At 66.0% G+C, this 14,282-nt stretch carries 12 protein-coding genes and 1 tRNA gene; all 13 read right to left on the bottom strand.

Translation table 11 applies throughout. The features are described 5' to 3' along the window. Window positions 1-65: 65 nt before the first annotated feature. The 13 genes from E4A48_RS10380 to E4A48_RS10440 all read right to left on the bottom strand — a co-directional run bounded on the left by E4A48_RS10380 (window position 66) and on the right by E4A48_RS10440 (window position 14,252). Window positions 66-142, bottom strand: a tRNA-Met gene (locus E4A48_RS10380). Between the two features lie 210 nt (window positions 143-352). Further along, entirely contained in the window at window positions 353-1,828 is a 1,476-nt protein-coding gene (nuoN, locus tag E4A48_RS10385) for an NADH-quinone oxidoreductase subunit NuoN (protein ID WP_039009143.1), read from the bottom strand. 37 nt (window positions 1,829-1,865) lie between these two features. After that, a complete protein-coding gene (locus E4A48_RS10390) occupies window positions 1,866-3,368 on the bottom strand; it encodes an NADH-quinone oxidoreductase subunit M (RefSeq protein ID WP_039006789.1) in 1,503 nt (500 codons plus the stop codon). 20 nt (window positions 3,369-3,388) lie between these two features. Continuing rightward, complete coding sequence (gene nuoL / locus E4A48_RS10395) at window positions 3,389-5,527, bottom strand: NADH-quinone oxidoreductase subunit L (RefSeq protein WP_058196770.1); 2,139 nt, start codon at window positions 5,525-5,527, stop codon at window positions 3,389-3,391. A 7-nt stretch (window positions 5,528-5,534) separates the two neighbouring features. After that, complete coding sequence (gene nuoK, locus E4A48_RS10400) at window positions 5,535-5,840, bottom strand: NADH-quinone oxidoreductase subunit NuoK (RefSeq protein ID WP_003467416.1); 306 nt, start codon at window positions 5,838-5,840, stop codon at window positions 5,535-5,537. After that, window positions 5,837-6,487: an NADH-quinone oxidoreductase subunit J gene (locus E4A48_RS10405; protein WP_003467417.1), complete on the bottom strand. Its 651-nt coding sequence runs from the start codon at window positions 6,485-6,487 to the stop codon at window positions 5,837-5,839. The genes nuoK and E4A48_RS10405 overlap by 4 nt, the downstream gene beginning before the upstream one ends. A 9-nt stretch (window positions 6,488-6,496) precedes the next feature. After that, the gene (gene nuoI / locus E4A48_RS10410; protein WP_003467418.1) at window positions 6,497-6,985 is read right to left on the bottom strand and encodes an NADH-quinone oxidoreductase subunit NuoI; all 489 of its coding nucleotides are present in this window, start codon (window positions 6,983-6,985) and stop codon (window positions 6,497-6,499) included. A 3-nt stretch (window positions 6,986-6,988) separates the two neighbouring features. Beyond that, window positions 6,989-8,080 (bottom strand): NADH-quinone oxidoreductase subunit NuoH, encoded by a 1,092-nt coding sequence (nuoH, locus tag E4A48_RS10415; RefSeq protein ID WP_039006791.1) that lies wholly within the window; start codon window positions 8,078-8,080, stop codon window positions 6,989-6,991. Then, complete coding sequence (gene nuoG / locus E4A48_RS10420) at window positions 8,077-10,329, bottom strand: NADH-quinone oxidoreductase subunit NuoG (protein WP_142742374.1); 2,253 nt, start codon at window positions 10,327-10,329, stop codon at window positions 8,077-8,079. The genes nuoH and nuoG overlap by 4 nt, the downstream gene beginning before the upstream one ends. Beyond that, window positions 10,326-11,669, bottom strand: coding sequence for an NADH-quinone oxidoreductase subunit NuoF (gene nuoF / locus E4A48_RS10425; protein ID WP_039006793.1), 1,344 nt, complete (start codon window positions 11,667-11,669; stop codon window positions 10,326-10,328). The genes nuoG and nuoF overlap by 4 nt, the downstream gene beginning before the upstream one ends. Window positions 11,670-11,674: 5 nt before the next feature. Next, the gene (gene nuoE, locus E4A48_RS10430) at window positions 11,675-12,202 is read right to left on the bottom strand and encodes an NADH-quinone oxidoreductase subunit NuoE (RefSeq protein ID WP_039006794.1); all 528 of its coding nucleotides are present in this window, start codon (window positions 12,200-12,202) and stop codon (window positions 11,675-11,677) included. Next, a complete protein-coding gene (locus E4A48_RS10435) occupies window positions 12,199-13,506 on the bottom strand; it encodes an NADH-quinone oxidoreductase subunit D (protein WP_039006797.1) in 1,308 nt (435 codons plus the stop codon). Before E4A48_RS10435 ends, nuoE begins: the two co-directional genes overlap by 4 nt. Next, window positions 13,503-14,252, bottom strand: coding sequence for an NADH-quinone oxidoreductase subunit C (locus E4A48_RS10440; RefSeq protein WP_003467426.1), 750 nt, complete (start codon window positions 14,250-14,252; stop codon window positions 13,503-13,505). The genes E4A48_RS10435 and E4A48_RS10440 overlap by 4 nt, the downstream gene beginning before the upstream one ends. Window positions 14,253-14,282 lie beyond the last annotated feature (30 nt).

The raw sequence follows: 14,282 nt of genomic DNA on the forward strand, positions 1-14,282 counted from the left end.
CTTCGCGAAGCCCAGATTTCCCTACCGCAGGCAACCGGTGAACTGGTTGCCGCCGTAGACAAATATGGTAGCGGGGGCAGGATTTGAACCTGCGACCTTCGGGTTATGAGCCCGACGAGCTGCCAGACTGCTCCACCCCGCAGCAGAAGCGGAATTATGAAGAATCAGCGCGATGATTGCAAGCCCTGATTTTCATCCGACCCGGTGGCGATGCCGCCGGTCTTCGAGCGATATGATAACCGCAAGCGACCGAAAGCGGAAGACCGATAGCATCCATCGATGCACAAACGACAACGCCGCCAGCGCGGCGGCGTTGTCGCAAACAGCTTGAAAACAGCGCTTTGGCGCGCGCTCAGGCCAGATGCGCGAAGGCGCGCTGGCACCACGCCATCAGCGGACTCCAGGCCAGGCCCAGTGCCAGCAGACCGATCGCATTGACCCCGAGCACCACGCCGAGCACGCGGTCGTCGTTGGTCGGCAACGGTTCGCCGACCGGCTCGTCGAAATACATCACCTTGATCACGCGCAGGTAGTAGAACGCGCCGATCACCGCGCACAGCACCGACAGGATCGCCAGGCCGGTCCACCACAGGTTGTCGGTCGGCACCGCGAGCACCGCACCGAGCACCGCCAGCTTGGCCCAGAAGCCCAGGAACGGCGGTACACCGGCCAGCGAGGCCATGATGCACAGCACCAGCAGCGCCATCCAAGGGTTACGCGCGTTCAGGCCCTTGAAGTCGTCGATGTGCTCGGCCTCGAACCCCTTGCGCGACATCGCGATGATCGCGCCGAACGAGGCGGTGGACATGACCGAATAGCAGATCGCATAGAACAGCGCTGCCGCATAGCCGCGCTCGCCGCCGCCGGCCACGCCCAGCAACAGAAAGCCGATGTGCGAGACGGTCGAGTACGCCAGCATGCGCTTGAGGTTGCTCTGCGCCAGCGCCATCAGGTTGCCGACCAGCAGCGACAGCGCCGCCAGCCCGCCGATCACCCAATGCCACTGCTCGGCCAGCGGGCCGACGCCCACTTCCAGCAGCCGGTAGGCCATGCCGAACGCGGCCAGCTTGGATGCCGAGCTGATGAACAGCGCGACCGGCGCCGGCGCGCCCTGGTAGACGTCGGGCAGCCACATGTGGAACGGCGCGGCGCCGAGTTTGAAGGCAACGCCGGCGATCATGAAGATGGTGCCGGTCAGCAGCAGCGTGCGCTCCTGGGTGGATCCGATCGCCTCATGGATGCCGGCCAGGCTCAGCGTGCCGGTGGCGCCGTAGATCAGCGACATGCCGTACAGCAGCAGGCCGGAGGCCAACGAGCCGAGCACGATGTACTTCATCGCCGCTTCGGTTGCCATGCCGTTGTCGCGGTTCGACGCGACCAGCGCGTACGAGCACAGCGCCAGCAGTTCCAGGCCCAGGTACACCATCAGCAGGCTGCCGGCCGAGACCAGGATCATCATGCCGACCGTGGCGAACAGCACCAGCACCGGGATCTCGCCCTGGTACAGCTTGCGCTCGCGCAGGTAGCTCCAGCCGTAGATCAGGGTCAGCGCGCTGAGTCCGACGATCACCGTCTTCATCACGTCGGCGGCGGCGTCGCGCACGAACATGCCGTTGAACACTTCGCCCTGCCCGCCCACACCGGCCAGCAGCATCGCGAACACCGCGACCAGGATCGCCACCGAGACGATGTGAATCCAGGCCTTGTTGCGCTCGCTGACGAACAGATCGAGCATCAGCAGGGCGAAGGCGCCGGCGGTCAGCACCAGCTCGGGGAGCAGGGGCGGCAGGTCGACGGCGGTCAGGGGCAGCAGCGCAGGGGTGGTCATCATCAACTCTCTGGAATCATTTCGCTCGACGGCCCGATTACAGCTTGCTGGTGGCGATCTGCGCCGCCAGCTTTGCGATCGAGGGCTCCATCAGGTCGGTCAGCGGTTTCGGATACAGGCCCAGGACCAGCACGCCCACCGCGAACACGCCCAGCACCAGCGCCTCGCGGCCGTTGATGTCCTTCAGCGCGGCCACGTGTGCGTTGGCCACTTCGCCGAAGAACACGCGCCGGTACAGCCACAGGGTATAGGCGGCGGTGATCACCAGGGTGGAGCCGGCGCCGACCGCGAGCAGCGGGTGCGCCTGGAAGCTGGCCATGATCACCATGAACTCGCCGACGAAACCGCTGGTACCCGGCAGGCCGGCATTGGCCATGAAGAACAGCATCGCGAACGCGGCGAACCACGGCATCACGTTGGCCACGCCACCGTAGTCGGCGATGCGGCGGGTATGCATGCGGTCGTAGAGCACGCCGACGCAGGAGAACATCGCGCCGGACACGAAGCCGTGCGAGATCATCTGCACCATCGCGCCCTGCAGGCCGAGCCGCGCCGCATCGGTGCTGCCGAAGCCGACCAAGGCGAAGGCGACGAAGATGCCCAGGGTGACGAAGCCCATGTGCGCAATCGACGAATACGCGATCAGCTTCTTCATGTCGTCCTGCACCAGCGCGACCAGACCGACGTAGATCACCGCGATCAGCGACAGCGCGATCACCAGCCAGGCCCATTCGTTGCTGGCGTCGGGCAGGATCGGCAGGTTGAAGCGCAGGAAGCCGTAGCCGCCGATCTTCAGCGCGATCGCGGCCAGGATCACCGAACCGGCGGTCGGCGCCTCGACGTGCGCGTCCGGCAGCCAGGTGTGCACCGGGAACATCGGCACCTTGACCGCGAACGCGATCAGGAACGCGAAGAACAACCAGGTCTGTTCCTTGGAGGTCAGCGACAGCTGGTACAGGTCGGCGAGCTGAAAGCTGCCGCCCTTCAGGTACAGATAGATCAACCCGACCAGCATCAGCACCGAGCCGAGGAAGGTGTACAGGAAGAACTTGACCGCGGCGTAGATGCGGCGCGGGCCGCCCCAGATGCCGATGATCAGGAACATCGGGATCAGCATCGCCTCGAAGAACACGTAGAACAGCATCGCGTCGGTGGCGGCGAAGATGCCGACGGTGACGCCTTCCAGGATCAGGAACGCGGCCACGTACTGGTTGACCCGCTTTTCGATCGAGGTCCAGGCGCCGATCAGCGCCAGCACCGTGACCAGCGTGGTCAGCACGATCAGCGCCACCGCGATGCCGTCGGCGCCGAGGTTGTAGCCGATGTCGTAGGCGGGGATCCACGCATGGGTCTCGACGAATTGCAGCGCGTCGCTGGCGTAGTCGAAGCCGGTGAGCAGCGGGATGCTCAGCGCGAAGGTCAGCAACGCGACCAGCAGCGACGCCCAGCGCGCCGCCTTGGCGTCGCGCAGCGCGAGGATCAGCACGCCACCGAGGATCGGCAGCCAGATCAGGAGAGTAAGCAGGGGCCAGTTCGACACGTGTTCTTAGTCCGTACAGGTCAACGCCAGAAATGCATCAGCACGCCCAACAGGGCAATGAGACCGATGATCATCGCGAAGGCGTAGTGATAGAGGAAACCGGATTGCGTGCGACGCAGCAGATTGGCCGCCAGGTCGATCACGCGCGCGGTGCCGTTGACCATGACGCCGTCCACGACATGCGTATCCACCGCACGCGACACCTTGCCGAGGCCGAGACCGGCGCCGGCGAAGCCGTTGATCCAGAGCTTGTCGAAACCGTACTTGTTCTCCAGGATCCATACCGGCAGCGAGAACGTCTTGCGCGCCTTCGCCGCCAGCTCGGGCTTCCCCAGGTACAGGATCCAGGCCAGGGCGAAGCCGGCCAGGGTCAGGAAGAACGGCGGCTGGATCAGGCCGTGCAGCGCGAACGCGACCGGGCCATGGAACTCCTCGGCCAGCGCACCGACGCTGTCGCGCGCCGGGTTGTAGAAGTCGATGATACCGCTGAAGAAACCGACCGCCTGGCCCTTGATCGCCACCGCGGCGTGATGCCCGGCCCAATCGGTGCCGAACAGCATTGGGCCGATGGTGAAGAAGCCGATCGCGATCGACGGGATCGCCAGCAGCACCAGCGGCACCGTCACCACCCACGGCGACTCGTGCGGCTCGTGCGCACCGTGGCCGTGGCCGTGGTCGTCGTGCGCATGCGTGGCGTGCGCGTCGGCATGCGCGCTGTCGTGGTGCGCGTGCGCGTCGTGCGCGTCGCGGAAGCGCTCCTCGCCGTGGAAAGTCAGGAACAGCAGGCGGAAACTGTAGAAGCTGGTGACCAGAACGCCGCCGAGCACCGCCCAGTAACCGTAGGTCGCGATCCAGTTGTGCGACGTATGCGCATGGTGCGCGGCCGCCTCGATGATCGTGTCCTTGGAATAGAAGCCGGCGAAGAACGGGGTGCCGACCAGCGCCAGGGTGCCGATCACGCTGGTCCAGTAGGTGACCGGCATGTACTTGCGCAGGCCGCCCATCTTGCGCATGTCCTGCTCATGGTGCATGCCGATGATCACCGAGCCGGCGGCCAGGAACAGTAGCGCCTTGAAGAAGGCGTGGGTCATCAGGTGAAACACCGCCGCCGAGTACGCCGACACGCCCAGCGCCACGGTCATGTAGCCCAGCTGCGACAGCGTCGAATAGGCGACCACGCGCTTGATGTCGTTCTGCACGATGCCGATCAGGCCGGTGAAGAACGCGGTGGTCGCGCCGACGAACAGCACGAAGTTCAGCGCGGTTTCCGACAGCTCGAACAGCGGCGACATGCGCGCCACCATGAAGATGCCGGCGGTGACCATGGTCGCGGCGTGGATCAGCGCCGAGATCGGGGTCGGGCCTTCCATCGAGTCGGGCAGCCACACGTGCAACGGCACCTGCGCCGACTTGCCCATCGCGCCGATGAACAGGCAGACGCAGATGATCGTCGCCACGTTCCATGGGTGGCCCTGGAACAGCTGCACCTGGGCCAGGCCGCCGGCCGCCTCGCTGCCGAGCACGGCGGTGGCGTTGGCGAACACGGTGGAATAGTCCAGCGAGCCGAACCACAGCAGCACCCCGGCGATGCCGAGGATGAAACCGAAGTCGCCGACGCGGTTGACCAGGAACGCCTTCATGTTGGCGAACACCGCGCTCGGACGCTTGAACCAGAAACCGATCAGCAGGTACGACACCAGGCCCACCGCTTCCCAGCCGAAGAACAGCTGCAGGAAGTTGTTGCTCATCACCAGGCTCAGCATCGAGAAGGTGAACAGCGAGATGTAGCTGAAGAAGCGCTGATAGCCCGGATCGTCGGCCATGTAACCGATGGTGTAGATGTGCACCAGCAGCGACACGAAGGTCACCACCACCATCATCATCGCGGTCAGCCGATCGACCATGAAGCCGGCGTGCGCCGCGTAGTGGCCGACCTCGAAAAAGGTGTACAGGTTCTGGTTGAACGGCGCTGCGCCCTGCCCGACCAGCTGGTACAGGGTCCAGCACGACAGCGCGCAGCTGACCGCCACACCGAGGATGGTGACCAGTTGGGCGCCCTTGCGGCCGACCTGGCGGCCGAACAGGCCGGCGATGATGCTGCCGAACAGCGGTGCGAGCACCACGGCGATCAGCAGACTCTTGGAGAGAGTGATTTCCATCTACGGGTCAGCCCTTCAGCGAATCGACTTCGGCCACGTTGATCGTGTGGCGGGTACGGAACAGCGTCACCAGGATCGCGAGACCGATGGCGGCCTCGGCCGCGGCCACGGTGAGGATGAAGAACACGAACAGCTGACCGGCGGGGTCGCCGAGCTGGCGCGAGAACGCCACGAAGTTGATGTTGACCGACAGCAGCATCAGCTCGATCGACATCAGCAGCACGATGACGTTCTTGCGGTTGAGGAAGATGCCGGCCAGGCTGATGCAGAACAGCACCGCGCCGAGCGCCAGCATATGGCCTAGGGAGATCATGGCTGGCCCTCCTGCGGTGCCGGCGCCGGGGTGTGCAGCGTGGGCGTTTCCGCCTCCATCTTGACCATGCGCAGCCGGTCGCCGGCCTTGACCCGCGCCTGCTCGCCGGGATTCTGGGTCTTGATGCCGGTGCGCTTGCGCAGAGTCAGCATCACCGCCGCCACCACCGCCACGGTCAGGATGATCGCGGCGAATTCGAACGGCAGCAGGAACTGAGTGAACAGCGCCTTGGCCAGCCAGGTGATGTTGGAGCTGTCGGCCGCCTGCGCGGCGGCGTTGTCGGCCGGGAACGGCGCGGCGGTGCGCGCCTTGACCCCGATCAGGGTGACCATCTGCACCAGCATCGCCACCGCCACCAGCAAGCCGACCGGCAGGTAGCGCACCCAGCCCTGGCGCAGCCGCGCGGTATCGATGTCGAGCATCATCACCACGAACAGGAACAGCACCATCACCGCGCCGACGTAGACCAGCACCAGGGTCACGCCGAGGAACTCGGCGCCCACCAGCAGCCACACGCAGGCGATGGAGAAGAAAGTCAGGATCAGGCACAGCACCGCATACACGGAGTTGCGCACGCTGATCACCGCGCCGGCGGAGACCGCGGCGATGGTGGCGAAGATCCAGAACGCGATATTTACCCAATCCATTTCAGGACCTCAGCGGAAGGCGGCGTCGGCGGCGCGGCGCTCGGCGATCTCGGCCTCGAGCCGGTCTCCGATCGCCAGCAGCTGCGGCTTGGTGACGATGTTCTCGCCGCGGTTCTCGAAGTGGTACTCGAGCACGTGGGTTTCGACGATCGAGTCCACCGGACAGCTTTCCTCGCAGAAACCGCAGTAGATGCACTTGAACAGGTCGATGTCGTAGCGGGTGGTGCGGCGTGTGCCGTCCTCGCGCTTGGCCGAATCGATGGTGATCGCCAACGCCGGACACACCGCCTCGCACAGCTTGCAGGCGATGCAGCGTTCCTCGCCGTTGGGATAGCGGCGCAGCGCGTGCAGGCCGCGGAAGCGCACCGACTGCGGGAACTTCTCCATCGGGTACAGCACGGTGTACTTGGGACGGAACGTGTACTTCAGGGTCAGCCACAGGCCGCCGAGCAGCTCGAGCAGCAGCAGGCTCTTGAAGTAATGGGTGACTTTATTCATCGCTTACACGCCTTTGTGGATCACGCCGTAGAACACCATCAATGCCGTCACCGCGATCCACACGATCGTCAGCGGGATGAACACCTTCCAGCCCAGGCGCATGATCTGGTCGTAGCGGTAGCGCGGGAAGCTGGCGCGGAACCAGATGTAGGCGCTGGCGAAGAACAACACCTTCATCAGCAGCCACGGCCAGCCGCCGGTCCATATCCAGTTGAGCCACGGCGAGATGTCCGCCGTGACCCAGCCCTGGATCGGGCTCAGCCAGCCGCCCAGGAAGAAGATCGAGACCAGGAAGCTGACCAGGATCATGTTGGCGTATTCGGCCAGGAAGAACAGCGCGAACGCGCCGCCCGAATACTCGACCATGTGCCCGGCGACGATTTCCGACTCGCCCTCGACCACGTCGAACGGCGCGCGGTTGGTCTCGGCCACGCCGGACACCCAGTACACGATGAACAGCGGGAACAGCGGCACCAGGAACCAGTCGAAGAAGCCAGAGTTGCCGGCCTGCGCGGCCACGATCGTGCTCAGGTTGAGGCTGCCGGCGGCGATCATCACCCCGACCAGGGCGAAGCCCATCGCGATCTCGTAGCTGACCACCTGCGCGGCCGAGCGCATCGCGCCCAGGAACGCGTATTTGGAGTTGGACGCCCAGCCGGCCAGGATGATGCCGTACACGCCCAGCGAGGTCATCGCCAGCAGGTACAGCAGGCCGGCGTTAGCGTTGGACAGCACCAGCTTGGCGTCGAACGGCACCACCGCCCAGGCCGCGAACGCCGGCGCCAGGGTGATCAGCGGCGCGATCACGAACATCGCCTTGTGCGAACTGCTGGGCTGGATGATTTCCTTGAACAGCAGCTTGAACACGTCGGCGAAGGCCTGAAAGATGCCCATGCCCACGTACATAGGCCCGTGGCGCACGTGCATCCAGCCAATCAGCTTGCGTTCCCAGACCACGTAGAACGCCACCGAGATGATCACCGGCATGGTGATCAGCAGGATCTTCAGCACGATCCACAGGACCACGCCGATCACGCCCAGGCCGACGAACCACTGGTGCAGCGGATCGACCACGTTCAACAGCATCTCGTTCATGCAGCCACCACCGTTACCCGGCCGGCACCGATCGGCGCCGTCGCCCCATGGCCTGATTCGATCCAGGCCACCCCTGCCGCGACGCGCGGATCCAGCACCACCGGCAGCGTCGCGTTGCCGACGGCGTTGCCGACCTTGACCACCTGCCCGGCGGCCACGCCCAGTTGCGCGGCATGCTCGGGATGCAGGCGGATCGCCGGCGCGTCGTTGAGCGGATGCGCCTGCAGCGCGGGCGCACGGCGCACCACCGCATCGGTGCGGTAGATCGCTGGCGTCGCCGCCACTTCGATGCCCTCGCCCGCCGCCGCGCTCTGCGCTGAACCGCGCAGGCTCACGCTGCGCGGCTGCACGCCGGCACGCAGGCCGGCCAGGTCGGTGAAGTCGAAGCCGGCCAGCTGCAGCTCGCCGCCGAGCGCACGCAGCACCCGCCAGCCTTCGCGCGCATGGTCCGGCAGCTTGCCGGCGGCACGCGCCAGCTGCTCGACGCCGTCCAGGTTGGTCAGCGTCGCGTCGATTTCCGGCAGCGCGCCGATCGGCAGGATCACGTCGGCGACGTCGCGGGTGGAGGCGCAGGCGAACTGGCTGAACGCCACCACCTTGGCCGCGCCCAGCGCCGCGCGCGCAGCGCCGGCATCGGCGAAGTCCAGGCCCGGCTCGATGCCGTACAGCACATAGGCGCTGCGCGGCTCGGCGAACATGCCGGCCACGTCGCGCGCGCTCGGCAGCACGCCGAGCTTGGCCAGGCCCACCGCATTGGCGCCCTGCGGCACGCGGCACAGCGCAGCGCCAGTGGCGGCGGCGAAGTCGCGCGCGGCGGCGCGCAGCGCGGCGGCCTGCGGATGGGTCTCGACCAGCGCACCGACGATCAGCACCGCACGTCCGCCCGCGCCCTGTACCGCCTCGCGCAGCGCTGCATCGGCGAGCGCGGCGGCGAAGCCGGACGGCGCCACGATCTGCTTGCCGGCCTGGTCGAAGGCGAAATCGAAATCGACCGGATTGATCGAATACACGCGCGCCTGGCGCTGCATCCGCGCCTTGCGGATGCGGGCGTGCAGCAGCGGCAGCTCGTGGCGCAGGTTGCTGCCCAGCACCACGATCACGTCGGCCTGCTCGATCTGCGCCAGCGGCACCGCGAACGGCTCGGCCACGGCGGCATCGGAGAAATCGCGGTTGCCGATGCGGTGGTCCAGGTTGCCGCTGCCCAGCCCGTCGGCCAGACGCGCCAGCAAGGCGCCTTCCTCGTTGGAGGTGGCCGGGTGCGCGAGCACGCCCAGCGCATCGCCGCGATGGGTCTTCAGGATCTCGAGCGCCGCGGCCAGGCCATCGGCCCAGGACACTTCCTGCCACTGGCCATCGATCTTGCGCAGCGGCCGCGTGGCGCGGTCGGCGGCATACAGGCCCTGGTGCGAATAGCGGTCGCGATCGGACAGCCAGCACTCGTTGACCGCCTCGTTGTCGCGCGGCACGGTGCGCAGCACTTCGCCGCGGCGCACGTGCAGGAACAGGTTGGAGCCCATCGCGTCGTGGTAACCGAGCGATTCGCGCGCGGTCAGCTCCCACGGACGCGCGCGGAACTGGAACACCTTGTTGGTCAGCGCGCCGACCGGGCACACGTCGATGACGTTGCCCGACAGCTCGGTGGTCAGCGGCTTGCCGTCGTAGGTGCCGATCTGCAGGTTCTCGCCGCGGTACATGCCGCCCAGCTCGTAGGTGCCGGCGATGTCCGCGGTGAAGCGCACGCAGCGCGTGCACTGGATGCAGCGGGTCATCTCGGTGGCGACCAGCGGACCGATGTCCTCGTCCGCCACCACGCGCTTGCGCTCGTTGAAGCGGCTGACCGAACGGCCGTAGCCCAGCGACACGTCCTGCAGTTCGCACTCGCCGCCCTGATCGCAGATCGGGCAGTCCAGCGGGTGGTTGATCAGCAGGAATTCCATCACGCTGCGCTGATACTTCAGCGCCTTCTCGCTGCGCGTGGCGACCTTCATGCCGTCCATCACCGGCGTCGCGCACGCGGGCGACGGCTTCGGCGACTTCTCCACGTCGACCAGGCACATGCGGCAGTTGGCCGCGATCGGCAGCTTCTCGTGGTAGCAGAAGCGCGGGATCGGAATGCCGGCCTTGTCGGCGGCCTGGATGATCATCGACCCCTTGGGCACGACCAGGGACTGGCCGTCGATCTCGACGGTCACATGTCCCTCCGGCACCACGGCCGGGGTCGCACCAGGATTGTTGGGTTGCGCGCTCATGCGGCGGCTGCCTCCAGCTTCTTGCCGTCAACCATCGAATGACCGTTGACGATGTAGTACTCGAATTCGTCCCAGAACTGGCGCAGGAAGCCCTGGATGGGCCATGCCGCCGCTTCACCGAACGCGCAGATGGTGTGGCCTTCGATCTGGCCGGCCACCGTCCTCAGCTGGTGCAGGTCTTCCATCGTGGCCTTGCCGGCGACGATGCGCTCGAGCACGCGGTGCATCCAGCCGGTGCCCTCGCGGCACGGGGTGCACTGGCCGCAGGATTCCTTGTGGAAGAACTGCGAGATGCGGCAGGCGAACTTGACGCAGCACACGCTGTCGTCGAGCACCACGATGGCGCCCGAGCCCAGGCCGGTGCCCAGCGCGCGCAGGGTGTCGTAGTCCATCTGCAGACCCTTGAGCTGCTCGGCCTTGAGCACCGGCATCGACACGCCGCCCGGCACCGCGCCCTTCAGCGTGCGGCCCGGCTTGAGGCCGCCGGCCATCTCCAGCAGTTCGTCGAAGGTGGTGCCCAGCGGCACCTCGAAGTTGCCGCCCTTCTGCACGCAGCCGGACACCGAGAAGACCTTCGGCCCGCCGTTCTTGGTCTTGCTCAGGCCCAGGAACCATTCCGGCCCGTTGCGGATGATCGCCGGCACCGAGGCGTAGGTCTCGGTGTTGTTGATCGTCGACGGCTTGCCGTACAGGCCGAAGTTGGCCGGGAACGGCGGCTTGTAGCGCGGCTGGCCCTTCTTGCCTTCAAGGGACTCCATCAACGCGGTCTCTTCGCCGCAGATGTAAGCGCCGGCGCCCAGCGCGCCGTAGATGTCGATGTCCACGCCGCTGCCGAGCACGTTCTTGCCCAGCCAGCCGTTGCTGTAGGCATCGGCCAGGGCCTGCTCGAAGTGCTCGAACGGCTCGTGGTGGAACTCGCCGCGCAGGTAGTTGTAGCCGACCGTGCTGCCGGTGGCGTAGCAGGCGATGGCCATGCCCTCCACCACCGAATGCGGGTTGTAGCGCAGGATGTCGCGGTCCTTGCAGGTGCCCGGCTCGGACTCGTCCGAGTTGCACAGGATGTATTTCTGCGGCGCGCCCTTGGGCATGAACGACCACTTCAGGCCGGTCGGGAAACCTGCGCCGCCGCGGCCGCGCAGGTTCGACTGCTTGACCATCTCGACTACCTGCTCCGGCGCGATCTTCTCCTCGAGGATCTTGCGCAGCGCGGCGTAGCCACCGGACTTCAGGTAGCTCTCGTACGACCACGGGGTGTCGTAGTGCAGCGTGGTCAGCACGACCTGGTGCGGCAGTGGGGCCGGGCCGACCGGGCCGGTGGGAGCGTGGGGATGCTGTGCCATTGCAGTTACTCCAACCCGTCCAGCAGCGCGTCGACCTTGTCCTTGGTCAAGTGCTCGTGATAGTGGCCGTTGATCACCATCATCGGCGCGCCGGCGCAGCCGGCCAGGCATTCTTCTTCGCGCTTGAGATAGACGCGGCCATCGGCGGTGGACTGGCCCAGCTTGCAGCCGAGCTTCTTCTCCGCATGCGCGACCAGATCCTCGGCACCGTTGAGCCAGCAGCTGATGTTGGTGCAGAAGGCGACGTTGTTGCGGCCGACCTTCTCGGTTTCGAACATCGAGTAGAAGCTGGCGACCTCGTAGGCCCACACCGGCGGCAGCTCCAGATACTTGGCCACGCCGACGATCAATTCGTCGGTCAGCCAGCCCTGGTTCTGCTCCTGCGCGGCGTGCAGGCCCTGCAGCACCGCCGAACGCTTGCGGTCCGGCGGGAACTTGGCCAGCCAGTGATCGATGTGCGCGCGCGTCTTGTCGCTCAGCACCACCATCGGATCGACGTCGCGCGCCGCTTCGAAATTACCTGTCGCCTTCATCGGTCGACCTCACCAAACACCAGATCATAGGTACCAATCATCGCCACCACATCGGCCAGCATGTGCCCGCGCACGATCGCGTCCATCGAGGACAGATGGGCGAAGCCCGGCGCACGCAGGTGCACGCGAAAAGGCTTGTTGGCACCATCAGAGGCCAGGTAGCAGCCGAATTCGCCCTTCGGCGCCTCGACCGCGCAATAGGTTTCGCCTACCGGCACGCAATAGCCTTCGCTGAACAGCTTGAAGTGATGGATCAGCGCTTCCATGTCGTCCTTCATTTCCGCGCGCTTGGGCGGGGCGACCTTGAAATTCTCGACCATCACCGGGCCAGGGTTGGCCCGCAGCCACTTCACGCACTGCTGGATGATGCGGTTGGATTCGCGCATCTCGGCCACACGCACCAGGTAGCGGTCGTAGCAATCGCCGTTGGTGCCGACCGGGATGTCGAAATCCACCGCGTCGTACTTGGCGTAGGGCTGCTTCTTGCGCAGATCCCACTCGATGCCCGAGCCGCGCAGCATCACCCCGGTCATGCTCCAGCCGTAGGCCTGCTCCGGCGTGACCACGCCGATGCCCACGGTGCGCTGCTTCCAGATGCGGTTGTCGGTGAGCAGGGTCTCGTACTCGTCGACCCGGCCCGGGAAGCTGTTGGTGAAATCTTCCAGGAAGTCGAGCATCGAGCCTTCGCGCGCGGCGTTGAGCCGCTTCAGCGCATTGCCCTTGTGCCAGCGCGATTCCTTGTACTTGGGCATGCGGTCCGGCAGGTCGCGGTAGACGCCGCCGGGCCGGTAGTAGGTCGCATGCATGCGCGCGCCGGAGACCGCTTCGTAGCAGTCCATCAGCTCTTCGCGCTCGCGGAACGCGTACAGCATGACCGCCATCGCGCCCAGATCCAGGCCGTTGGAACCGACCCACATCAGGTGGTTCAGGATGCGGGTGATCTCGTCGAACATGGTGCGGATGTACTGCGCGCGTTCCGGCGCCTCGATCCCCATCAGGGTCTCGATGGCGCGCACGTAGGCGTGCTCGTTGCACATCATCGACACGTAGTCGAGGCGGTCCATGTAGCCGATCGACTGGTTGAACGGCTTGGACTCGGCCAGCTTCTCGGTGCCACGGTGCAACAGGCCGATATGCGGATCGGCGCGGACCACGGTCTCGCCGTCCATTTCCAGGATCAGGCGCAGCACGCCATGCGCGGCCGGATGCTGCGGGCCGAAGTTCATGGTGTAGTTGCGGATCTCCTGCTTGCTCTCGGCAGGATTGCTGGCGAAGGCGTCGTGCGCCTGCTGGTACTCGCTCACTTGGCGGGCTCCTTGAATGCTTCGCCCGCGGCGGTCTGGTAGCGCGCATCGTCGCGAATCACGCGCGGCACGCCGACGCGCGGCTCGACCGAGGTCACCGGCTCGTAGACCACGCGCTGCTTCTCTTCGTCGTAGCGCACTTCGACGTTGCCGATCAGCGGGAAATCCTTGCGGAACGGATGGCCGACGAAGCCGTAGTCGGTGAGGATGCGGCGCAGGTCCGGGTGGCCGGCGAAGACCACGCCGAACAGGTCGAACGCCTCGCGCTCGAACCAGTTCGCACCCGGCCAGATGTCGGTGACCGAGGCCACCACCGGCAGGTCTTCGTTCGGCGCATAACAGCGCACGCGCAGGCGCTGGTTGTGGCGATAGGAGATCAGCTGTGCGAGCACCGCGTAGCGTTGCAGCGGCACAGGCAACGGCTGGATGTCGCCGGCGGTCTCGCCGCTGGGGAATTCGCCCCAACCGAAACGGCCCATGCCCTTGCCTTCGACGCCGCGGCTGAAGCCCTGCGACGACACGTCGGCGGTATCCCACTCGTCGCTGCCGTAGCCCAGGTAGTCCACGCCGCACAGGTCGGACAATTGCTCGAAACCGAATTCGTCGCGCAGCGCCAGACAGGTGGCGTGCCACGCGTCGGCCGGCACTTCCAGCGTGACTTCGCCACGCGGGAGGACCACGAACACCTGGCTGCCGGGAAAACGGGCGCCGAGTCGGTCGCTAAAGGAAGATGCTTGCTCTGCCATGGGGGCTTGGCGTGCTCTTAAGAAGTAAGA

The sequence above is a fragment of the Xanthomonas translucens pv. cerealis genome (assembly GCF_006838285.1).
Taxonomy (GTDB): domain Bacteria; phylum Pseudomonadota; class Gammaproteobacteria; order Xanthomonadales; family Xanthomonadaceae; genus Xanthomonas_A; species Xanthomonas_A cerealis.

Excerpts from the sequence above, each read along its gene's own strand:
- nuoE (WP_039006794.1), bottom strand. The coding sequence starts at position 12,202 with ATGAAGGCGACAGGTAATTTCGAAGCGGCGCGCGACGTCGATCCGATG.
- nuoH (WP_039006791.1), bottom strand. The coding sequence starts at position 8,080 with ATGAACGAGATGCTGTTGAACGTGGTCGATCCGCTGCACCAGTGGTTC.
- nuoL (WP_058196770.1), bottom strand. The coding sequence starts at position 5,527 with ATGGAAATCACTCTCTCCAAGAGTCTGCTGATCGCCGTGGTGCTCGCA.
- nuoI (WP_003467418.1), bottom strand. The coding sequence starts at position 6,985 with ATGAATAAAGTCACCCATTACTTCAAGAGCCTGCTGCTGCTCGAGCTG.
- nuoN (WP_039009143.1), bottom strand. The coding sequence starts at position 1,828 with ATGACCACCCCTGCGCTGCTGCCCCTGACCGCCGTCGACCTGCCGCCC.
- nuoF (WP_039006793.1), bottom strand. The coding sequence starts at position 11,669 with ATGGCACAGCATCCCCACGCTCCCACCGGCCCGGTCGGCCCGGCCCCA.
- nuoK (WP_003467416.1), bottom strand. The coding sequence starts at position 5,840 with ATGATCTCCCTAGGCCATATGCTGGCGCTCGGCGCGGTGCTGTTCTGC.
- E4A48_RS10440 (WP_003467426.1), bottom strand. The coding sequence starts at position 14,252 with ATGGCAGAGCAAGCATCTTCCTTTAGCGACCGACTCGGCGCCCGTTTT.
- nuoG (WP_142742374.1), bottom strand. The coding sequence starts at position 10,329 with ATGAGCGCGCAACCCAACAATCCTGGTGCGACCCCGGCCGTGGTGCCG.
- E4A48_RS10405 (WP_003467417.1), bottom strand. The coding sequence starts at position 6,487 with ATGGATTGGGTAAATATCGCGTTCTGGATCTTCGCCACCATCGCCGCG.